General features: G+C 49.6%; 21 protein-coding genes, 1 pseudogene and 1 riboswitch. All 22 genes and pseudogenes read left to right on the top strand.

Annotation, left to right across the window (positions count from 1 at the left end; genetic code table 11):
* Positions 1 to 31: 31 nt before the first annotated feature.
* Complete coding sequence (locus NUV48_02020) at positions 32 to 847, top strand: D-alanyl-D-alanine carboxypeptidase (protein ID MCR4440915.1); 816 nt, start codon at positions 32 to 34, stop codon at positions 845 to 847.
* On the top strand, positions 840 to 2,132 hold the full coding sequence (locus NUV48_02015; protein MCR4440914.1) for an insulinase family protein: 1,293 nt from the start codon (positions 840 to 842) through the stop codon (positions 2,130 to 2,132). Before NUV48_02020 ends, NUV48_02015 begins: the two co-directional genes overlap by 8 nt.
* 78 nt (positions 2,133 to 2,210) lie before the next feature.
* Positions 2,211 to 2,540, top strand: coding sequence for a hypothetical protein (locus NUV48_02010; protein ID MCR4440913.1), 330 nt, complete (start codon positions 2,211 to 2,213; stop codon positions 2,538 to 2,540).
* A gap of 19 nt (positions 2,541 to 2,559) precedes the next feature.
* Positions 2,560 to 2,826 carry a YlmC/YmxH family sporulation protein gene (locus NUV48_02005; GenBank protein MCR4440912.1) on the top strand — a complete coding sequence of 89 codons (267 nt, stop codon included), beginning with the start codon at positions 2,560 to 2,562 and terminating at the stop codon, positions 2,824 to 2,826.
* 87 nt (positions 2,827 to 2,913) lie between these two features.
* Positions 2,914 to 3,096, top strand: a riboswitch (Lysine riboswitch).
* Positions 3,097 to 3,220: 124 nt separating this feature from the next.
* Entirely contained in the window at positions 3,221 to 4,015 is a 795-nt protein-coding gene (gene dapB / locus NUV48_02000) for a 4-hydroxy-tetrahydrodipicolinate reductase (protein MCR4440911.1), read from the top strand.
* Positions 4,016 to 4,035: 20 nt separating this feature from the next.
* Complete coding sequence (dapA, locus tag NUV48_01995; GenBank protein MCR4440910.1) at positions 4,036 to 4,917, top strand: 4-hydroxy-tetrahydrodipicolinate synthase; 882 nt, start codon at positions 4,036 to 4,038, stop codon at positions 4,915 to 4,917.
* A gap of 157 nt (positions 4,918 to 5,074) precedes the next feature.
* Positions 5,075 to 6,742 (top strand): ribonuclease J, encoded by a 1,668-nt coding sequence (locus tag NUV48_01990; GenBank protein MCR4440909.1) that lies wholly within the window; start codon positions 5,075 to 5,077, stop codon positions 6,740 to 6,742.
* 109 nt (positions 6,743 to 6,851) lie between these two features.
* Positions 6,852 to 7,592 carry an ATP-dependent Clp protease proteolytic subunit gene (locus tag NUV48_01985; GenBank protein MCR4440908.1) on the top strand — a complete coding sequence of 247 codons (741 nt, stop codon included), beginning with the start codon at positions 6,852 to 6,854 and terminating at the stop codon, positions 7,590 to 7,592.
* Positions 7,589 to 7,816 (top strand): YlzJ-like family protein, encoded by a 228-nt coding sequence (locus NUV48_01980; protein ID MCR4440907.1) that lies wholly within the window; start codon positions 7,589 to 7,591, stop codon positions 7,814 to 7,816. Before NUV48_01985 ends, NUV48_01980 begins: the two co-directional genes overlap by 4 nt.
* 914 nt (positions 7,817 to 8,730) lie before the next feature.
* Positions 8,731 to 10,179, top strand: a pseudogene (locus NUV48_01975) (DNA translocase FtsK).
* A 33-nt stretch (positions 10,180 to 10,212) separates the two neighbouring features.
* Entirely contained in the window at positions 10,213 to 11,247 is a 1,035-nt protein-coding gene (gene mnmH, locus NUV48_01970) for a tRNA 2-selenouridine(34) synthase MnmH (GenBank protein ID MCR4440906.1), read from the top strand.
* 27 nt (positions 11,248 to 11,274) lie between these two features.
* The gene (locus NUV48_01965) at positions 11,275 to 12,051 is read left to right on the top strand and encodes a DUF4115 domain-containing protein (protein ID MCR4440905.1); all 777 of its coding nucleotides are present in this window, start codon (positions 11,275 to 11,277) and stop codon (positions 12,049 to 12,051) included.
* 98 nt (positions 12,052 to 12,149) lie between these two features.
* Positions 12,150 to 13,499, top strand: a complete 1,350-nt coding sequence (gene rimO, locus NUV48_01960; protein MCR4440904.1) for a 30S ribosomal protein S12 methylthiotransferase RimO — start codon at positions 12,150 to 12,152, stop codon at positions 13,497 to 13,499.
* Positions 13,483 to 14,028, top strand: a complete 546-nt coding sequence (gene pgsA, locus NUV48_01955; protein ID MCR4440903.1) for a CDP-diacylglycerol--glycerol-3-phosphate 3-phosphatidyltransferase — start codon at positions 13,483 to 13,485, stop codon at positions 14,026 to 14,028. The genes rimO and pgsA overlap by 17 nt, the downstream gene beginning before the upstream one ends.
* On the top strand, positions 14,025 to 14,453 hold the full coding sequence (locus tag NUV48_01950; protein ID MCR4440902.1) for a phosphatidylglycerophosphatase A: 429 nt from the start codon (positions 14,025 to 14,027) through the stop codon (positions 14,451 to 14,453). The genes pgsA and NUV48_01950 overlap by 4 nt, the downstream gene beginning before the upstream one ends.
* A gap of 124 nt (positions 14,454 to 14,577) precedes the next feature.
* The gene (locus NUV48_01945) at positions 14,578 to 15,138 is read left to right on the top strand and encodes a hypothetical protein (protein ID MCR4440901.1); all 561 of its coding nucleotides are present in this window, start codon (positions 14,578 to 14,580) and stop codon (positions 15,136 to 15,138) included.
* Positions 15,138 to 16,628, top strand: a complete 1,491-nt coding sequence (locus tag NUV48_01940) for an AAA family ATPase (protein MCR4440900.1) — start codon at positions 15,138 to 15,140, stop codon at positions 16,626 to 16,628. The genes NUV48_01945 and NUV48_01940 overlap by 1 nt, the downstream gene beginning before the upstream one ends.
* Before the next feature lie 107 nt (positions 16,629 to 16,735).
* Entirely contained in the window at positions 16,736 to 17,989 is a 1,254-nt protein-coding gene (locus tag NUV48_01935; GenBank protein MCR4440899.1) for a competence/damage-inducible protein A, read from the top strand.
* Positions 17,986 to 19,365: a metallophosphoesterase gene (locus NUV48_01930; protein MCR4440898.1), complete on the top strand. Its 1,380-nt coding sequence runs from the start codon at positions 17,986 to 17,988 to the stop codon at positions 19,363 to 19,365. Before NUV48_01935 ends, NUV48_01930 begins: the two co-directional genes overlap by 4 nt.
* A 53-nt stretch (positions 19,366 to 19,418) precedes the next feature.
* A complete protein-coding gene (gene thpR / locus NUV48_01925) occupies positions 19,419 to 19,985 on the top strand; it encodes an RNA 2',3'-cyclic phosphodiesterase (GenBank protein ID MCR4440897.1) in 567 nt (188 codons plus the stop codon).
* Between the two features lie 64 nt (positions 19,986 to 20,049).
* Positions 20,050 to 21,081, top strand: coding sequence for a recombinase RecA (recA, locus tag NUV48_01920; protein ID MCR4440896.1), 1,032 nt, complete (start codon positions 20,050 to 20,052; stop codon positions 21,079 to 21,081).
* Positions 21,081 to 21,539 (top strand): recombination regulator RecX, encoded by a 459-nt coding sequence (locus tag NUV48_01915; protein ID MCR4440895.1) that lies wholly within the window; start codon positions 21,081 to 21,083, stop codon positions 21,537 to 21,539. The genes recA and NUV48_01915 overlap by 1 nt, the downstream gene beginning before the upstream one ends.
* Positions 21,540 to 21,546 lie beyond the last annotated feature (7 nt).

The raw sequence follows: 21,546 nt of genomic DNA, 5'->3' as shown, positions 1-21,546 counted from the left end.
CTGTACAGTACGGACAGCAAAGGTGAAAAGATTGAGGAGAAAAGCTTTTCTGGTTATAATTGTTCTTGCAGGTATTTTGTACTACTCTGATTCAACAGGGGCGGTTCCGGTCATTCAGGCCCGGTCTGCGGTTTTAATGGAAAAGGATTCGGGCAAGGTCCTCTATAAAAAGAATGATGAACAAAGAAGGCCGCCAGCAAGCACCACCAAGATCCTGACGGCCATTCTGGCCATCGAATGCGGTAAGCTGGACGAGGTAATCGAAATAAGCGAAAATGCCGCGGTCACCGGTGAAGCGACCATCCACCTTAAACGGGGAGACAGGCTTACCCTTTACAACCTGCTGCACGGGGCGCTGCTCAGGTCGGGCAATGATGCGTGTGTTGCTATTGCGGAAGCGGTTGCCCCCAGCGAGGAAGAATTCGTCGGGTTGATGAATCTTAAAGCCCTGACTCTGGGCGCCTGCAGCACAACGTTTCAAAACCCGAACGGGCTACCCGGCAAAGACCACCTGACAACCGCTTACGACCTCGCCCTGATCGCGCGTTATGCCATGAACAATCAAACATTTGCCGGTATAGTGAAAAAGAAAGAGTATCTTCTCAGGTGGGAAGGTTCGACTCGCACGCTGCACTTAAAAAACACCAACAGGCTGTTATGGTCTTATCCTTATGCAACCGGCGTAAAAACCGGGACCACGGATAAGGCGGGCCAGTGCCTGGTTGCCTCGGCCAGCAGGATGGGCCGGGAAGTCATTGCCGTATTACTGCATTCACCCAGTCGCTTTCTGGAAGCGCAAAGGCTGTTAGAATACGGTTTGAATGAAAAGGGAGTGTCTTATGAATAAAGATGATATTGCTAAGGTTAAGCTGCCCAACGGCGTTAGGATTGTAAGCGAGAAGGTGCCGGGTGTGCGATCGGTCGCCCTGGGAATATGGATTGGCGCGGGCTCGCGCCATGAAAATGAGAGCAACAGCGGTATTTCACATTTTATCGAACATTTGATGTTTAAAGGAACGGAAAGAAGAACGGCCGCAGAAATCGCCGAATCGCTTGATGCCGTCGGCGGGCAGCTTAACGCCTTTACGACGAAAGAATACACTTGCTATTACGCAAAAACAATGGATGAGCACTTTGACCTGGCCCTGGATGTGCTGACAGACATGTTTTTCAATTCAAAATTCAGCGAACAGGCTATTGACAAGGAACGCGGAGTCATTGAAGAAGAAATAAAAATGTATGAAGATACGCCTGATGAGCTTATCCACGACCTGTTTATGCAGACGGTTTGGCCGGAACATCCGCTGGGCAAGCCGATCCTCGGAAACGTCGATTCGCTGCAGGCTATTGACAGGGACAGCATCATCTCATACTTGGAAAGCAATTACCTGCCGGGCAACTTGGTGATAGCGGCAGCCGGCAATATAGACCACCGGGAAGTGCAGGAAAAAATAGGGCCGTTTTTCGAAGGGATGAAGGAGAAAAGAAAGCCTTTCTTGACTAGCCCGCCCGGCCCGGCGGTTTCCAACGTGACAAATCTTACGCGGGAAACAGGGCAGGTTCAGATTTGCCTGGGTACCGAAGGTATTCCTCACAGCGACGAAAGGCTTTACTGCGTTTATGTCCTCAACAGCATCCTGGGAGGGGGCCTTTCATCCCGGCTGGTCCAGGCGATCAGAGAAGAGAGGGGACTGGCGTATTCCGTTTATACATACCATACGGCTTTTTGCGATACCGGTTTGTTCACCTTTTACGCGGGGACAAGTCCTGCCAAGCATGATGAGGTCATTCAGCTTTTAGCGGAAGAGATTAAACGGGTTGTCAAAGAGGGGATTACCCAAAAGGAACTGGAGAGAACAAAGGAACAGATCAAAGGCAGTCTTTACCTGGGTCTGGAAAGTGTAAGCGGCAGGATGACCAGGCTGGGCCGAACAGAGCTTTGCCTGAACAGGGTTGTAACCCCGGAAGAGGTGGTCAGTAAAGTGCAGGCCCTTACCCTGGAAAGAGTTCACAGCGTGGCCCAGGAATTGTTTGGGAATAGAGATTTTAGTTTGAGCACGATTGGACCGCTGGAAAAACCTGTTGATCTATCAAAATATGTAAAGAAACAGGAGATTGCTGTTTATAAATGATGTTAAGGCTTTCCAAGCCGTTTTTTTGGCATATCTTTTCCCCGCCGGCATATAGATTGGTATGGGAGGGGGATTGTAATGATCTGGAAGACAGGTATTGTTTTACTGGTTCTGGCGGTATTGCTTGGGGCGGTTAAAACCAGGATTAATTTAAAAAGAACACGCAGCCTGGAAAAGATCGAAAATGCTGCGCCCTCACCGGCCTCTGTGGCCCTTGCCGAGTTGGTGGCCATTGCTGGAGGGGTCTATTTATCGCTGGTCCTGTTGACCTCCTTTTTGGACATGTCGGTTCCGGACAGGGTACGAGTTTTGAACATGACTATGGATCCTCTCGCCTTGATTGCGATTCTTATTGCGCTTGTTCAGCCGTTTTTAATTGTAGCCTACTATAAAATGTTTGGCAGATAGGGGTCGAATGATGAACGTCGTGAGATTAAGCGAGCTTATCGGCAAAGATATTGTCAATATACAAAACGGCAGCCGTCTCGGCACGGTGGCCGATTCCGACCTGGTGATCCAGGCGGAAACCGGGGAGATTGAATCCATAATCCTCCCCAGCAGGGGCGGACTGCTTAATCTATGGGATAGGAGCAATCTGGCCATTCCCTGGTCAGCAGTAAGGAAAATCGGTTCAGAGGTCATCATTGTCGATCTCGACGATTCGCATATGCGCTATAAAAGATACACCTATTAAAAATATAAAAGAATTGCTCTCAAATTTATTGACAAAAATTACTCGCCGGCATACAATGTAAAAAAAACATAATACCTCACTCAACTAGGGTGGGGTAGAGGTTGCGGTGGCCAAGAGTACTCCAGCAAGCGCGGCAGCAATGACCTTGAGGAAAGGGGCAACCGCCGAAGCATGGTAAACGGCCGGTTTATTATGCTGGGACTGCATTTAACAGATGCAGTACTGTCACCCGGCACCAGCCCAGGCGCCAGGTGGAGCACTATCTCACGAAGGGCATGAGAGGGGGGCTGGAAGCGTTCACGGCTAAAGGTCTAACCTTTAGTCGTTATTTGTTAGCCGCTGCTGCTCATCGATGAGCGGCTCGAATGAAAGAGATTTTGAGAGGTGGATGATAATGAAAGTAATCAATACAGTCGTTGTTGGCGCATGCGGAAAAATGGGTAAAGAAGTGATAAGGGGTTTCAGCCAGTGCGAGGATATAAGAATTGTTGGAGCCGTTGACGTTTCTGGAGTAGGCTGCGACATTGGGGATTTAATTCAGGCAAGGCCGACGGGAATCCAGGTTTCCGGAAATTTAGGCGAGCTCCTGGATAGACTTGAAAAACCGGTGGTGGTTGTTGATTTTACCAATAGGGAGGCAGCGAGGGAAAATGTGCAAGTTGCGCTGAAAAAGGGCGCAGCGGTGGTGCTGGGAACAACAGGGTTGTCGCAAATGGACCTGGAGGTCTTTGATTCCCTGGCAAAAAAAAACGGGGTTGGAATGCTGATTGCACCGAATTTTTCTTTCGGCGCGGTTTTGATGATGAAAATGGCCAGGGAGATTTCCCGTTACCTCAACCAGGCGGAAATAATAGAATTTCACAACGAGAAAAAGCTGGATAGCCCTTCGGGGACAGCCATAGCTACTGCGCGGGGGATGAGGGAAAACATTGTGGCCAATGGAAGCGTGAACGGGGTAAAAGAAGACGGTTCCAGGGGCGCGGATTATAACGGGATCAGGATACACAGCGTCAGGCTGAAAAGCCTTGTGGCACACCAGGAGGTACTGTTTTCAGGGTGTGGAGAGCTTCTGACCATCAGGCATGATTCTTTTTCTCGAGAATCATTTATACCAGGAATTTTAATGGCTGTGAGAAAGATAGACGGGTGGCAGGGCTTAAAAATCGGATTGGAATCGATTATGGATTAACTGAAAGGAGTTGATTTTAAATGAATGCATATCCCCGCTTGATAGCGGCTATGATTACGCCATTCAAGGACGATGAAAGAGTGGATTACGAGGGCGCGCAGCAATTGGCCCTTAAACTGCTTGATTGCGGCAACGAGGGTTTGGTAGTAAGTGGGACCACCGGCGAATCACCGACCTTATCGAAACAAGAAAAACTGGACCTGTTTAAGGCGATTAAGGATGCTGTCGGAGAAAAGGGATGGGTTTTTGCCGGTACCGGCTCCAACTCGACGATCGAAAGCGCCCGGCTTACCGCAGAGGCTTCCAAATTGGGGGTTGACGGGATCATGGCCGTGACGCCTTATTACAATAAGCCCAACCAGGAAGGACTTTTCCAGCATTTTAAGACAGTAGCCGGAGCAACCGACCTGCCGGTAATTCTATACAACGTGCCTGGGCGGACAGGAGTGAACATGCTTCCCGAAACAGTGGCCAGGTTGGCCGGTATACCAAATATCACCGCCCTGAAAGAGGCCTGCGGGAATATGGACCAGGTTTCAGCTTTAATGACGATGATTCCCGACAACTTTTTAATATACAGCGGCGATGACAGCATGACGCTGCCCATTATGGCCGTAGGCGGCTACGGCGTGATCAGCGTGGCCAGCCATGTGGCTGGCAAGATGATGAATAAAATGATTTATTCTTATTTGAAAGGTTGGATTGAAGAAGCCGGGCAGATTCACCGGAGGCTTTTCCCGCTGTACAAGGCCATGTTTGTGACTACTAATCCTATTCCGGTAAAAAAAGCGGTCTCACTGCTGGGGCTGCCTGCCGGGAAACCGCGGCTTCCCCTGGTCGAGGCCACGCCGGAAGAAACAAGGGTTATTAAAAAGGCCATGGAAAATTTGGAATTAATATGATTCTGCGAACACTTGCCATATAAACCCTGTTGGTTTATAATATACGCAGGGTAGCTGGTCGGATCGGTTTAATCTTGATGATCGAAAACCTTCTGAGCGGACGAATGGGGAAGGTTTTTTTTTGTGCTATTTCATAAAACATATGAGGAGGTATTTAATGGCAGATAACGAAAGAAAACTGATGCTGATTCCCCTGGGCGGCCTGGGGGAAGTCGGCAAAAACATGATGGTCTTGCGGTACGGCGACGAAATAATGGTGATTGACTCTGGTTTGATGTTCCCAGAGGATGAGATGCTGGGAATTGATATTGTGATTCCTGATGTCACTTACCTTCTGGAAAACAAGGAGATGGTCAAGGGAATAGTTTTGACACACGGTCACGAGGACCATATCGGAGCACTGCCGTATGTCTTAAAAGAAATTGATACCCCGGTGTACGGCACCAGGCTGACCCTGGGACTACTGCAAGGAAAACTGAAAGAAAACCACATTAACAACGCTAAACTTATCCCTGTTCGTCCCAGAGATAAAGTGAAACTTGGTTCATTTTTCAAAGTTGAGTTTTTTAGGGTAAGCCATAGTATTCCCGACCCTGTAGGGATGGCGATCCATACTCCCGAAGGCATAGTGCTTCACACCGGAGACTTTAAGTTCGACCAGACACCCGTAGATGGTGCCGTAACAGACTTCGCGCGAATCGCCGAGTATGGAGAAAAAGGCGTGCTGGTTATGCTCTCTGACAGCACTAACGTGGAACGGCCAGGGGTTACGCCATCGGAACGCGTCGTCGGCCAGACCTTTGAAGAAACCTTCCGCCAGGCCAAAGAGCGCATAATTGTGGCGACATTCGCTTCAAATGTCCATCGCATCCAGCAGGTCATTAACGCCGCCAACAAGTATAACCGGAAGGTGGCGATACTGGGCAGGAGCATGGTAAACGTCGCTTCCATCGCCCAGGAAACGGGCTACCTGACTATCCCGGAGGGCACGCTGGTTGAGGTGGAAGAGCTTGGCAATTATCCGCGGAACCGGGTAGTGATTATCACCACCGGGAGCCAGGGAGAACCCATGTCGGCCTTGACTAGAATGGCCATGTCCGATCACCGCAGGGTGGAAATTATTCCCGGCGACACGGTGATCATCTCGGCGACACCCATTCCGGGGAATGAAAAGCTGGTTGCCAGGATTGTCAACCAGCTTTACCGGCAGGGAGCAGATGTGATGCACGAGGCAGTAAGCGGGATTCATGCTTCCGGGCACGCCAGCCAGGAAGAGTTGAAAATGATGATCAACCTGGTTAAACCAAAATTTTTCGTGCCGGTTCACGGCGAATACAGGCACCTGGTGAAACATGCCAAACTGGCCCAGCAAATGGGTATCCCGAAAGAAAACATTTTTGTGGCCGAAAACGGTCAGGTAATAGAATTTACAAAGGCAAAAGGCTCGTTTGGCCCGAAAGTTACAGCAGGGCGGGTATTGATCGACGGGCTCGGCGTAGGGGATGTCGGCAACATTGTCCTGCGGGATCGGAGGCAGCTGTCCCAGGAAGGGATACTTATTGCCGTGCTGACGATTAACAAGGAGGCAAACCTTTTGGTTGCCGGACCCGATATTGTTTCCCGCGGGTTTGTTTATGTCAGGGAGGCGGAGGAGCTGATTGAGGAAGCAAAGGTGATCGTCAAAGAGGTGGTTGACAGGTGCTTTGAAAAAAGAGGAGCCGACTGGACGACAATTAAGACCCAGGTCAAGGAAACGCTTGGCAAGTTCTTGTATGAAAAAACAGGCCGCCGTCCTATGGTGATGCCGATCATCATGGAAATATGAAAAAGAACAAAGCTAGGCTGTTTAAGGCAGCGCGCAGCAGTGCGCGCATTTTTTTTTCCTACTTACGCATCCTAGTTACGAATGAAAAAGAAAGGAGAGTGAAGAACCGGTGGCTGATTCTCCTGAGCCTGCAGTCAACCCAAGGTCTAAAAAAAAGAATAAGAAACCGGCTGACGTGGAGGCGATCAAAGAAATGGGCACGGCTCAGGTGCCGGTCCCCGCGCAGGTTTCAAATATTCATATTCTAACCATTATTGGCCAAGTAGAAGGGCACATTATTTTACCACCCCAGAACAAGACAACAAAGTATGAACATGTTATCCCGCAGCTCGTTGCGGTGGAGCAGAACCCTCAGGTGGAAGGGCTGCTGGTCCTGTTAAACACTGTGGGAGGCGATGTTGAAGCGGGGCTGGCCATAGCGGAAATGATAGACGGGCTTTCCAAACCGACGGTTTCCCTGATCTTGGGCGGCGGTCACAGCATCGGCGTACCGATCGCTGTGGCAGCAGATTATTCGTTTATATCGGACACTGCAACCATGACCATTCATCCCATCAGGTTGACCGGCCTGGTGATCGGCGTTCCCCAGACATACGAGTACCTGGACAAGATGCAGGACAGGGTGATTCGTTTCATCGAGCAACATTCGCGCATTACTCAGGAGAAATTGAGGGATTTAATGTTTAAAACGGGAGACTTAGCCCGGGATATAGGTTCGGTGCTGGTGGGCAAAGACGCTGTTGAATTCGGTCTTATCCATGAGGTTGGCGGGCTTTCCAGGGCTGTTCATAAGCTGAACGAATTAATAGGCATAAACAAACGAAATATGGAGGGGAGGCGTCTGCAGTGATCATTTACTCGCCGATACCTCCGGAAGTGCTGTGGTACGACGCAAAGCAAACGGATTTCCGGCTGGTGGAAGATGTGATCGCCGGAATACCCGTCCAGCTCAGGGTCAGTGCGGATAACTCTTATAAGGTTGAACGCGTTTTAAGCACTGATCCTTACGCTTACCTGCAGCCGTCTTGCCAGCCAGGCAGCGAAGTTGAATACCTTGCTGGCCCAAAACATTGAGGCTTGTCTAACAGGCAGGCTTTTTTAACAAGAATTTTGCACAAGAAAGGCATTGCCCTCTATGAACTGTAATAGTACACTTATGATGATGAGGTGAAAAAATGAAAAAGGAAAAGAGTTTTAAGAATGAACTGAAGAATGAGTTATCGGGCATAATTATGATTGCCCTCAGTTTGTTCATGTTCTTTTGCCTCTGGCAGGGAACGGGTAAAAATGACTACGGGACCGTGGGAGCAGTCGGCAGTTTTATCTACCGGACGATGACAACACTGTTCGGGGAGGGTAAAATACTGGTTGCCGCGATCATGTTTCTTCTCGGCGTAACGAAGCTGTGGAAGAGGACGGCCTGGGATAAGTTTACCGTCGTTTCTTGGCTGTTGCTTTTTCTTTCCTTGCTCGCCATTCTCCAGCTGCGCCTGCCCCCGGAATTTCAAACGCTGTCCGCCGGGTGGAAAGGGGAAGGAGGAGGAATAACCGGGGTCTTCTTTTCGCGCCTTACCCTGGCCATGTTCGGTCTGGTGGGTTCGTACATTTTTTTTGCTGCCTGCCTGGGCATTTCGCTGATAGGCATTGCCCAAAAGCCTTTAACTGATATTCTCAAACAGCTAAAGATGGGCCTGCAGCAGCTGTTTTCCAGGACCAGGCAAGAATTGGCAGATTTCATTTTGGAGAAGGTTGATGATGAAGACGTCCCGGCTGCAAAAAAAGGGACGTCTAAAGAAATTGCCGGTTCTGGCAGTGTGCTCCCGCTGATCGTTGATCATGTGGAAAAACAGCAGCGGCCGGAGCCGATGCCGTTAAACCTGACCGGTTCGCCGGCGCTGGTAAAAGGCCATCTCAAGCTGGTTCAAAAACAGGAATCAAGGGATTCTCGGGAAGAAGAACGTTTTCCCGTTCAGCTTTCTTGCGCCGACAATTTCAAGCTGCCACCTTTGGAAATCATGAATTCTCCCAGCAGGATAAAAAGCCAGCGTTTAAATAAAGATATTACAGGAAATGTTCGCATCCTCGAAGAAACACTGGAAAATTTCGGGGTTAAAGCCAGGGTTACGCAGGTGAGCAGGGGACCAAGCATTACAAGGTACGAGATACAGCCGCCGCCAGGCGTCAAGGTTAGCCGTATCGTCAACCTTGCCGATGACATAGCGCTCTCTCTGGCTGCTCCGCAGGTGCGGATTGAAGCGCCTATTCCGGGGAAAGCCGCGGTGGGAATAGAAGTGCCCAACGAGGAAATTGCCATTGTTACCTTGCGGGAAGTCTTGGAAACCAGTCTCTTTCAGGAATCCCAGTCCAAGCTCACAATTGCCCTGGGCAAGGATATTGCCGGCAATCCCATTGTGGCCGATCTGGCAAAAATGCCGCATCTTCTGATTGCGGGAGCAACAGGTTCGGGAAAGAGCGTCTGTATGAACGCAATTATCGGCAGTATATTATTTAAAGCGAAACCGGACGAGGCAAAGATGTTGATGATCGATCCGAAAGTGGTGGAACTCTCGAACTTTAATGGGATACCTCATCTTATATCTCCAGTGGTTACCGACGCTAAAAAGGCGGCCACTGCTTTAAGATGGGTTGTTCATGAAATGGAAAACCGCTATGAACTCTTTGCCGGGTTGGGAGTAAAAGACATAATTCGCTACAACCAGGCTAGAAAAACGGAGGCCCAGGGGCAGAGCGTCCCGCTGCTTCCCTATATCGTGGTGTTTATCGATGAACTGGCGGACCTGATGATGGTTGCTCCGGCCGATGTGGAGGACGCCATTTGCCGATTGGCCCAAATGGCCAGAGCGGCGGGTATACACCTGGTTGTGGCTACCCAGCGGCCTTCCGTGGACGTTCTAACCGGCGTCATTAAGGCCAATATCACCTCCAGGATTGCTTTTGCCGTTTCCTCGCAGACAGATTCGCGAACGATTCTCGATATGGGGGGCGCCGAGCGGCTTTTAGGCCGCGGGGACATGCTTTTTTATCCAACCGGGATGGCCAAGCCGTTGAGGGTTCAGGGAGCTTTTGTCTCCGATCAGGAGATTGAAAGGCTGGTCAACTATCTTCAAGATGAAAAGACGCCCCAGTATACAACGCCATGGACGGACACAGAACAAAACGCGCCTGAAATGAACGAGGATGATGAACTGCTCCCTGAGGCAGCCCGCCTTTTTATTGAAAGCGGGCAGGCCTCAATATCGCTTCTGCAAAGAAGGTTCAGGATAGGATACACGCGCGCTGCGCGCATTATCGACCAGCTTGAACAAAAAGGGATTGTGGGAGGCTATGAAGGAAGCAAACCCAGGGCTATTCGCATGACCTGGGAGGAGTATGAAAAAACCTTTGGTCGTGCTACCAGGCCAACCCCGAATAATTAGACTGACTTAAGTGAGGTTTAAAAAAAAGACTACATGGGTAACCTGATTACTATTGAACAGGCCTTAAATCTTCCTAAACCTCAATTTGTCGATCTGCGCTCACCGTTGGAATTTGAGGAAGCCCATATCCCGCGGGCTGTTAACATGCCCCTGTTGAATAATGAGGAACGTGCGCTGATTGGCGCGGTTTATAAAGAGCGTTCTCCTGAAGAAGCGGTTGATAAAGGCTTTTCGCTTATCGCTCCACGGCTTCCAGCGCTGCACGAGAATATAAAAAGATTGAGCAGGGAAAAAGATGTTGTTCTTTATTGCTGGCGGGGAGGAATGCGCAGCGAGGCGTTATCCCAGGTTTTAAATATTCTAGGAACGAAACACTTCAGGCTGGAAGGCGGGTATAAATCTTTCCGCCGCCATGTTATGAACTATTTTGAAAGGGATTTTGAAAAAGAAGTAGTGGTATTGGATGGACTTACAGGGGTCGGCAAGACAGAATTATTGAAAAAGCTGAAGGATAAAGGCCTGCCAGCTGTAGACCTGGAAGGCATTGCCGGTAACAGGGGTTCTGTCTTTGGCCATCTTGGGCTGCCGAAACAGCCCACCCAAAAACATTTTGAAGGTCTTTTGTACTGGGAGTGTTTTAAACACAGGCAGTCTTCCAAGATTGTGGTGGAGTGTGAAAGCAGAAGGATCGGTTCTGTCTTGCTCCCGACACGTTTTTTTGAGTTTATGCAAAAAGGAATAAGGGTGCTGGTTTATGACCGGATGGAGAAACGCGTTGAACGGCTTATTGCCACGTATGCGCCCTGTCTTGGGGGAGAAAATGAAGAACAATTGAAGCAAGCTGTTTTGAGGTTAAAAAAACGCCTGGGCGGCGAAAAAACGGCAAGAATCCTACAACTGCTGGAACAACGCAGGTATGACGAGTTCGTTGAAAAACTGCTTGTTGACTATTATGACCCGCTTTATCGTTATCCTGCCGGTCCTTCGAAGGAATACGAGACATGCCTCTCCGGAAGCGAGCCGGAATATGCTGCAGAGGTTATTAGGAAAACGTTTTTTAAAGATTGAACATATCTAGTACGAGGGGTGAGGACAATGGGTAAAATCGGGGAGACACTGAGACTGGCGAGGCTGGGAAAAGGGATAGAAATGGACGAAGCCGAGAAAAACACAAAAATAAGGCGCAAATACTTGGAAGCAATGGAGGAAGAAGAATGGGGCATATTTCCCGGCATGGTTTACCTGAAAGGGTTTTTGAAGACTTATGCCCGCTTCCTGGGGCTTGACGAAAACGAACTGCTTAAATCCTTGGAAGAAACCTTCCATCCAGAACCTCAGCTTGAACCTCTTCCCGAAAGAATAGAGCTCCCGGGAAAACCGCGCAAGAGAATGACAGTCATAGTTGGGATCATTGCCGTTGTCTTGCTGGTATCCTTCCAGTACATTTATGTCCGGTTCATCAGTCAGCCGTCCGGAATGAGAGGGACCAATGAACTCACCCGGGAAAACAGCCAGGCACCCCAGCCTGGTGCCGGCGCTGCGGATGAAAACGCGACCGAAGTACAGCCTGAGGAGCCAGCCAAGCAAACGGTTGACAGTATAAACCTGGTGATAAGGGTTGTTGACTATAAATGCTGGATTGAAGTAAGAAGCGGGCAGGCACTGCTTTTTGAAGGGACGTTGAACAAAGGGGAAGAAAAAACGTTTGAAAACCTGACCCAGGTCTATTTTGCTCTGGGTAATTCCGGAGACGTTGAAGTGTATATTAACGACAATTACCTTGGCGTGCTGGGCAAAAAAGGAGAACCCGTTTATAAGAAGTATGTTGTGGAGAACGATGAAATAAAAGAGGTAAAGATTTCTAACAGATAACGGTAATCCGCAACAGGTTTTTTTTGACATCACTGCAGCGGTGTTATATACTTATTCAAGCAAGTTATAGTTGAAGGCGGCAGATATGGAGGATCCGGATGCCACGGCGCGTTAAGGTTGTAACGCTGGGCTGTCCCAAAAACCAGGTGGACAGCAGGCAGATCAAAGGCTATTTGCGGGAGGAAGGTTATTGTCTTACTGAGAACCCGGAGCAGGCCGAGATTATTATAATCAACACCTGCGGGTTTATTGAAGATGCCAGGCGCGAATCAATCGAGACAATTCTCGACATGACCCTCTGGAAGAAAAAAGGGAATTGCCGGGTACTGGTTGCTGCAGGCTGCTTGGCACAAAAATATGCCGGGGAACTGGAACGAGAAATACCTGAAATTGATATAATCATAGGTACTGGCGATATTCCGCGTTTACCGGTTGTCCTAAAAACCTTGAAGCCCGGGAAGAAAGCGACCTGCGTGGGCGATCCTGCTGGGTTTCTGTACAATGATGGGGTGCAGTTTCCGCCTGGAGAGAGAAAGCATTACGCCTACCTGAAGATTGCCGAAGGGTGCGATAACCGGTGCTCATATTGTGTAATCCCGTCAGTGCGCGGCCCTTACCGCAGCAGAAGGAAGGAAGCCATACTTACTGAAGCGGATGCCCTGGCTAAGGAGGGTGTAAAAGAAATAATCCTGGTAGCCCAGGATACGACCTGGTATGGTTATGATATATATAAGAAACCTGTCCTGCCGGAACTGTTGAAAGACTTGGTCAAAATCCCGGGACTGGCCTGGGTGAGGCTGCTTTATTCATATCCGGCGCATATCACAGATTCGCTGCTGCAGGTGATCAAGGAGGAAAAAAAGGTGTGTTCCTATCTCGATCTTCCGCTGCAGCACATCTCGGACGGGATACTGAAGAAGATGGGCAGGACACTGGGCAAAGACAGCATAAGAAGGCTGCTGGACAGAATTCGCGCCTTTGTGCCTGATATGGTGCTGCGTTCGACATTTATCGTGGGTTTCCCTGGAGAAAGCAGAAAAGATTTTGAAGAGTTGCTTTTTTTTCTTGAAGAGACAAGGTTTGACAGGGCGGGTTTTTTTACTTATTCGCGGGAACCGGGAACCGCGGCGGCTTCACTTCGCCGGCAGATACCCGCCAGGGAAAAACAGAGAAGGCTTGAAGAAGCTGTTAAAATACAAAGAGAAATCATGAGCGCCAAGCAAGCGCTGCAGGTTGGCAAAATGACAGAAATAATAGTTGATGGCCCAAGTTCAGATTGCGAAGGGCTTTGGGAAGGAAGAACAAGAGGAGATGCCCCTGAAATTGACGGGGTGGTGTATTTCAGACCAGTACCAGGTGTGAATCCGGGCGATATACTGGCAGTTAAAATTACCCACAGTCAAGAATTCGCCTTAATAGGAGAGATAATGCATGAATTTGGCGAATAAGCTTACACTTTCCAGAATCTTTCTTGTCCCGGTGTTTATGTTTTTTTTGTTGATCAAAATCCCGTTCGGGGAATATATTGCGGCAGTTATTTTTATCATCGCGGCCAGTACGGACGGGTTGGACGGCTATATTGCCAGGAAAAAGAGGCAAGTGACAAACCTGGGAAAACTCATGGACCCTCTCGCCGACAAACTGCTGATCTCCGCTGCGCTCATTTCTCTTGTGGACCTTAAACAAATATCCGCCTGGGTTGCCGTTATCATTATCGGAAGGGAATTTTTCGTCACTGGTCTTAGGGCTATTGCGGCTGGCGAAGGGGTCGTTATTGCGGCAAGCAAACTGGGAAAACTAAAAACGATCAGCCAGATAGTAGCCATATCCGCGCTGCTGCTCAAAGATTTCCCCTTAAGTTTGTTCAACATAACTTTTGGAAAATATGCCATTTATGTAGCCGTTATTTTTACAATCTGGTCAGGGGTGGATTACTATCTTAAGGCCAGGCGAAGTACGAGGTTAAAGCTGGAATGAAGTTTTTAATCAAGGCTATAGCCACAGGTTTCGGCAGCGGCTACGCGCCGCGTTTTCCAGGAACGACCGGCAGCGCCCTGGCGGCGGTAATTGCCTGGATTTACCACCCTGATATATGGCAGATCATCGTGCTGTGTGCGGCGGGGATATTTATCTGCGATAGGGCTGAAGCTATCTTAAACGAACATGACAGCCCCCATATTGTTTTTGATGAAATCTGCGGGATGTTTATTGCTTCCTGGCAGATTCAGGATATAAGGATCTTTTTGGTCGCTTTCGTTCTTTTCAGGTTCTTTGACATGGTAAAACCGTTCCCGATCAATAAACTGCAAGAACTGCCGGGAGGTTTAGGGATAATGGCCGACGACCTGGCTGCCGGACTGGCGGCAAGGCTGCTGTCGGCCGGAGCAGGTTTTATCTGGTAATTGTTGTGTTTTAGCTTATAAGACGCTGGAGCGCCGTCCCGGCGTCTTTTCGTGTTTCCAGCCTTTCTCTAAGGAAGGGCGGGACTTGCTGTGATATAATATTCGGGAAAGAGAGGTGGTAATTTTGCCCCAAAAAGCTGTGCGTGCGCTGACAGTTATTATTTCGAGTTTTTTGACAATGGTGATCCTGGTGGGAGCTACCCACCTTTATAATAGAGTGGTTTATGCCAAGCCTTTGGAAAACACGATGACCAAGATGAGCTCCATCAGCTCGTTTAAGGTGGAAAAACTAAAATCGCGTTACCGGATAGAAGTCCAGTTTTCCGTACGAGAAAAGTTAAGGGCCAGTTTTTATCTTTTGCTTGACCAGCTTGCCGAACAAAACTACCGGGAGCCCGAAAACCTAACCATAGTAATACAGAATCCTTCAAACGCTGAATTGCGGGATTTCATGACGCAGGCCAGGCTGCCGTTGTTTGAAGCGATCAGCACTGGCAAGTTTACCGAACTGCCTGCGCATCTTGACAGGAAGGCCAGCCGGATGGGCGTTGTTTATGAATTGGAAGTGGACAATAATTATGTGTTTATTACGGCCAGTTCCGGCGATAAGACAGCCCACATGATCCTCAACCGGGGCGGGTCGCCATTAATGATAATCAATACCATGGGAGGAGAGTATCTGTGATCAATAAGGAAATAATTGCGGGTATTTCTCTTGGCATACTCTCTTACCTGGTCTACCTGGGTTATGATGTTACGCCCCTGTTAATTTTAGGCGCTTTCGGTTACGCTTTTTATGTAATCTCCAGGAAAAAGGGGCTGCTGAGGCTGGATTCACACCAAAAGGTTTACCAGGAGCGGCAGTTTAATTTTGACGATATTGGTGGGCAGGAGACTGCCAAGCAGGAATTGAAAGAAGCGTTGGATTTCCTTTTGAAATCGGAACAGGTTCGAAAAATGGGCATCAGGCCCTTGAAGGGGATTCTCCTTACAGGGCCTCCCGGCACGGGGAAAACACTTCTGGCGAAAGCTGCGGCAGGTTATACCGACGCCGTTTTTCTGGCCGCGTCGGGAAGCGAGTTTATTGAAATGTATGCCGGCGTGGGGGCGCAAAGGGTGAGAAACCTGTTCCAGACTGCTCGTGAAATGGCCAAGAAAGAAAAAAAGAACAGAGCGATCATTTTTATCGATGAAATAGAAGTGCTCGGCGGGAAAAGAGGAAGCCACAGCAGTCACCTGGAATACGATCAGACCCTTAATCAGCTGCTGGTAGAAATGGACGGGCTTACCACTGAAAAAGATTGCCAGATCCTCCTGATTGCCGCCACCAACCGGTCGGACTTGCTGGACACAGCCCTTCTGCGGCCCGGCCGTTTTGACCGCCAGGTAAGGGTAGACCTGCCTGACAAAGAAGACAGGGCCGCCATTATCCGGCTGCACTGCAGGAACAAACCTCTGGCCCCGGACGTGGATGTCGAAGAAATAGCCAGCGGGACGTACGGTTTTTCTGGTGCGCACCTGGAGAGCCTCACCAATGAAGCGGCCATTCTTGCCTTGCGGGACGGAAGCCAGCATATTACACAGGTCCACCTGAGGGAAGCCGTGGACAAGGTCATACTTGGCGAAAAGCTGGGGAACAGGGCTAGCAAGGAAATACTGCACCGGGTGGCGGTTCATGAAGCAGGTCATGCACTGGTAAGCGAGACTCTTAACCCGGGTTCGGTAGACCAGGTTACGGTGACTTCGCGCGGCAGTGCGCTGGGTTATGTGAGACACAACCAGGCGGAGGAACAGCAGCTTTATACGAAATCGGCACTGGAAAAAAAAATTATGATCCTCCTGGCCGGAGCGATCAGCGAGGACCTATTCCTGGGAGAGCGGAGCACGGGAGCGGCCAATGACTTTCAACAGGCGCTGAGCCTGACTGAAAAAATTGTTGGAACGGGACTTTCCAGGCTGGGAGTGGTTTCGCCCGAAATGATCCCCAAAAGCGATTTGTACCGGATTTGCCAGGAAATCATCCGCAGTCTGGAGGCAAGAACGGTGGAAATCATTGCCTGCAGGAGGGAAATGCTTTTCAGAATTGTAAGTCTTCTCCAAGAGAAAGAGAAAATAAGCGGGAACGAACTGCGCGGCCTGCTAAACGCGGGCAACCACTATACGGCGACTGCTTAGCAAGTGAAGCACGGTGAAGACCGTGTTTTCTTTTCATGCTTTTAATTGTTGATAAGGCCGGGTTTTTTAAGTAAAATGATTCAAGTGACGGTTTTAGGAGGGGAAGAATGATGATCGCCGAGTTGATTTTTGTCGGCACGGAACTGCTGCTGGGCCAGGTTCTGAATACGAACGCCCGGTATTTATCAGAACAAATGGCCAAACTGGGAATAGATGTATACTACCACACCACGGTGGGTGACAACCGCCTGCGGCTGTTGGAAACGTATGAAAGGGCGGTTGGCAGGGCGGATATTATTATAACCACAGGGGGCCTAGGCCCGACCAGCGACGATTTGACCAAGGAAACGCTGGCAGAATTTTTAAACCTGCCGCTGCAGGTTGATGCCGGGGAGCTGGCAAGGTTGAAAAGGTATTTTACCCAAAGAGGGATAGAATGGATCGAGTCAAACACCAAGCAGGCCGCTTTTTTCCCCGGCTCTGCGGTTCTGAGAAACGATTACGGCACTGCCCCAGGCGTTGCCGTTAATAACAACGGCAAAACTTTTATCCTCCTTCCAGGACCGCCCAGGGAAATGGAACACATGTTCTCAAAATATGCCGTTTCCTGGTTGAAAGAAAACGTAATAAAACCCGGCACGCCTGCGCTGTACTCGCGCCTTCTGAGATTTGTAGGGATCAGCGAATCCAAGCTGGAAAAGGTCCTCTCAGATCTCATCGCCCGGCAGACCGTACCTACCCTGGCCCCGCTTGTTTCGTTGGGTGAAATACAGCTGAGAATTACGGCCAGGGCCAGGGATGAACTGGAGTTCCAGGAGATAATTGAACCCGTTTTGAAGGAAATCAAGAATAGAGCCGGCGAATACCTCGTGGCTGAGGACGGTGGGACGCTACTTGAAGCTATTGCTGGCAGGCTTAAACAATTAAAACTAACCATAAGCGCGGCGGAGTCATGCACGGGCGGCCTGCTCAGCGCCAGCCTGACTTCCCTTCCCGGTTCATCCCAGTATTTTTTGGGTTCGGTGGTGGCATACAGCAACGACGTCAAAATAAACTTGCTCGGGGTACCCGCAGTTTTGATCGAAAAATACGGCGCTGTCAGCGTGGAGGCTGCGGAAGCCATGGCGGGAACCGTAAGGAAAATGACAGGCAGCAGCATCGGCCTTGGGATTACGGGAGTTGCCGGTCCTGGCGGCGGGAGCGAGGAAAAGCCGGTAGGGCTGGTTTTTATCGGACTTGACGCCGGGGATAAGAAACTGTCTGTTTCCAATCATTTTACGGGAGACAGGGAATTTATCAGGCAAAGAAGCGTTAAAGCGGCCCAGTACCTGATTTATAAATACCTTTCGGGGATCAGATGATGAATAATCAGACAGCCAGGGCAGTAATGATGGCACTCTTCATGTCGCTTCTGTTCACGACTTTTTTGAGCGGTATGACCTTCAACCTTAAGGGAATGGATTTCAAAACGGAAGTTTCATTTTACGCAAAGGGGATAACGGAAATCCAGTTCCCGCCGGTGGGAAGCATCACCGCGCACACCCATTGGGCGCCGCTGAAGCTGAAACTTGTTCTCCAAAACATTGACCTCGACGAGCTGCAGCAGCTTATTGATGAAGCGCCTGCGCCCGTTCATTTAATCGCCCAGCTGAAAGACGAACTGCGGAAAGTTCTTTACAACTATGTGCGGCGCTTGCTGTTTCTCGCCGCGTTGGGAGGTTTGCTGGGCGCGGCTCTCATCTGCGGGCGTCAGCTCAAGCCTGCCTTGTGGGGAGCCGCAGCGGGGTTGCTTTTAAGCGCGGCGCTTATTTCCATGACTCTGTCGTCATACCAGGTGGAAAAGCTGAAGACACCCGAGTATCACGGGGCTCTCAGGGCGGCGCCCTGGGTCATTGATATGGCTGAAGCCGCCTTTAACAAGTTCAACCTCCTGGGAGATCAAATGCAGGTTATTGCCGCCAACCTCTATGCCGTATTTGAAAAGATTGAAAGAATAAAGCCGCTGGAACAGGAAAAAGCAGACCTGCTGGTCCTGCATGTCAGCGACATTCATAATAATCCTGCCGCTCACAGGTTAATACAGCAGATAGTCAAAAGCTTCCCCGTTGATTTGATAATCGATACAGGTGATATTACCGACTACGGGACGCCGCTGGAAAGCCGCCTTTTGACCGGTCTGGCCGATTTGAAAGTGCCTTATGTTTTCATACCGGGGAATCACGATTCTCCGGAAATCAAGAAAATCTTGGCCGCGTACCCGCAGGTGCAGGTGTTGTCCGGGGGGATTATTGAGATCCATGGCTTGAGGATACTTGGGATGGCGGATCCCGCATCATCTTCGAGGTCCGTTGCGCCGCCCGATCCAGCTTCGGAAAACACGGCCAGGGCCAAGCTGCTTAGCTTGTGGGAAGAGGCGGAAACCAAACCCTGTCTTGTTGCCGTACACAACTTCAACCTGGCTGAACCGCTTGCGGGGATGGTGCCTTTGATTCTCTACGGGCATTCGCACCAGTATATGATCGGGGAGGAAAAGGGGACCGTGCTGGTTAATGCCGGAACCACAGGAGGGGCCGGTCTGAGGGGTTTGCAGGTGGCCAAGGAAATACCATATTCGGTTGTCCTTCTCTATTTCCAAAGGGATGAAAAAAACGAACTGCGGCTGGCTGCCGCCGACACCATAAAAATATATAATTGGGAAAAAGGCTTTACCCTGGAAAGAAAACTGTTTTCCAGGTAAAATAAAACAGGTAGGGATTATTAAGAATAGAGAAGCGAGGGTGAGGTCGCGAAATGGTTCTGCGCTCCTTTTTGGCGTTCGTTCTTCCTGAGGAATTGCTCAAGGTGATTGTTGAAACACAGGAGAAACTGCGTCACGTTTATTCCGGTTTCAGGTGGGTGGCTAAGGAGAATCTTCACCTGACCATCCATTTTTTAGGTAATCAAACAGAAGAACAGCTTAAGGAAATAGCCAAGCAGTGCATTCCTATGCTGGCGAATTTCCGGGCTGTACAAGTTGTTCCCGGGAAAATAGGGGCGTTTCCAAACCGTTATGAGGCCAGAGTGCTGTGGTTCTCTTTACGCGGGGAGATTGAGGAAATCAGGCGAATTCACAATCATACGGGGACAGTCCTCCAGAATATTGGATGTCAAATTGAAGAAAGGCCTTTTTTCCCGCACATCACTATTGCCCGCAAACGGGCAGCAGAAAGAGATACCAGTGAGCTCAGGGAATACGAGCATGTGGAAAACAGCAGCTTCTTATTGAAAGAGATAAACCTGTACACCAGCCGTTTGACGCCTGATGGTCCTATTTACAGTGTATACTGTAATTTCCCGTTGAAAAATAATCATAATTGACAAAGCATACCAAAAATTGTACAATCAGAGTATCGAACAAATGTTTTGTTTGAGGAGGGTTTCCATGTCGGATAAGAAAAAAGCGCTGGAAATGGCCCTTATATCAATTGAAAAGCAGTTTGGCAAAGGGTCGATTATGAGATTGGGCGAATCGCCGGCCAAACTGCAGGTGAATGTGATTTCCACCGGGGTTCTTTCGCTTGATTTGGCCCTGGGAGTCGGCGGGGTGCCGCGTGGCAGGGTAGTGGAAATCTACGGGCCTGAGTCTTCCGGGAAAACGACGGTTGCCCTGCATATTGTGGCTGAAGCGCAGAGAAATGGCGGGGTAGCGGCTTTTATCGATGCGGAACACGCCCTCGACCCCGTTTATGCCAGGAATCTCGGTGTGGATATTGATAACCTTCTGGTTTCCCAGCCTGACACCGGCGAGCAGGCTCTGGAAATCGCCGAGGCCCTGGTCCGCAGCGGTGCGGTGGATGTTATTGTTATTGACTCGGTGGCGGCGCTGGTACCCAGAGCGGAAATCGAGGGCGAGATGGGCGATGCTCACGTGGGGCTTCAGGCCAGGCTCATGTCCCAGGCCCTGCGTAAGCTTACCGGGGCAATCAGCAAGTCAAACACGATTGCTGTATTCATTAACCAGATCAGGGAAAAAGTTGGCGTAATGTTCGGTAACCCGGAAACAACTCCCGGCGGAAGGGCGCTGAAGTTTTACGCGTCTATTCGCATGGAGGTAAGAAAAATCGAGACGCTCAAACAGGGTTCTGAATTAGTAGGGAGCCGCACGCGGGTTAAGATTGTGAAAAACAAAATAGCGCCGCCTTTCAAGCAGGCGGATTTTGATATAATGTACGGCGAGGGAATCTCACGCGAAGGCAGCATAATCGACATGGCAGCCGAGCAGGATATTATTTCGAAAAGCGGCACCTGGTATTCGTACAACGATACGCGGCTTGGCCAGGGAAAGGAGAATGCCAGGCAATATTTGAAAGAACATCCTGAAATTGCCAGAGAAATCGAAGAAAAGGTGCGCAGTACCTTCAGTTTTACAAGCGCAAAAAGCGCCAGCAGCGCCGATGACTCACAGGTTGACTGATGAAGGAAGAACCGTTTGCTTTTGCTTTGAAAAGACTGGCTCGGAGGGGTTACAGCAGCGAAGAGATTAAGCAAGCCCTGTTGAGGGCCGGTTACGGACTGCCGGAAACGGATGAAACGGTTCAACGTCTCCAACGCGCAGGATATCTTGATGACGAAAACCTGGCGCGGGAGATATATTCTTATCATACCACCCGCAAACCGCGCGGGCCGCTTTATTTAAAACAACTGCTGGAAATAAAAGGAATACCCCGGGATATAATTGATGATGTGCTCGCGGATTATGACAGCGACAAGGAAATAGAAACAGCGTGCAGGTTGGCAAATAAATATCTTCTGCAAAAAAAATATTCTCCTGGTACCCTGGCAGGGAACCTTGCTCGTAAGGGGTTTTCTGACGAAACAATCAGAAAAGTTGTTGAATTGTGTTTTCGCGGCCATTGTTTAAATGGGGACTAATCTTGAC

It is taken from the genome of Peptococcaceae bacterium, assembly GCA_024655825.1.
Classification (GTDB): domain Bacteria; phylum Bacillota; class Peptococcia; order DRI-13; family PHAD01; genus JANLFJ01.
This window is presented reverse-complemented; position numbering and strand designations above follow the sequence as displayed.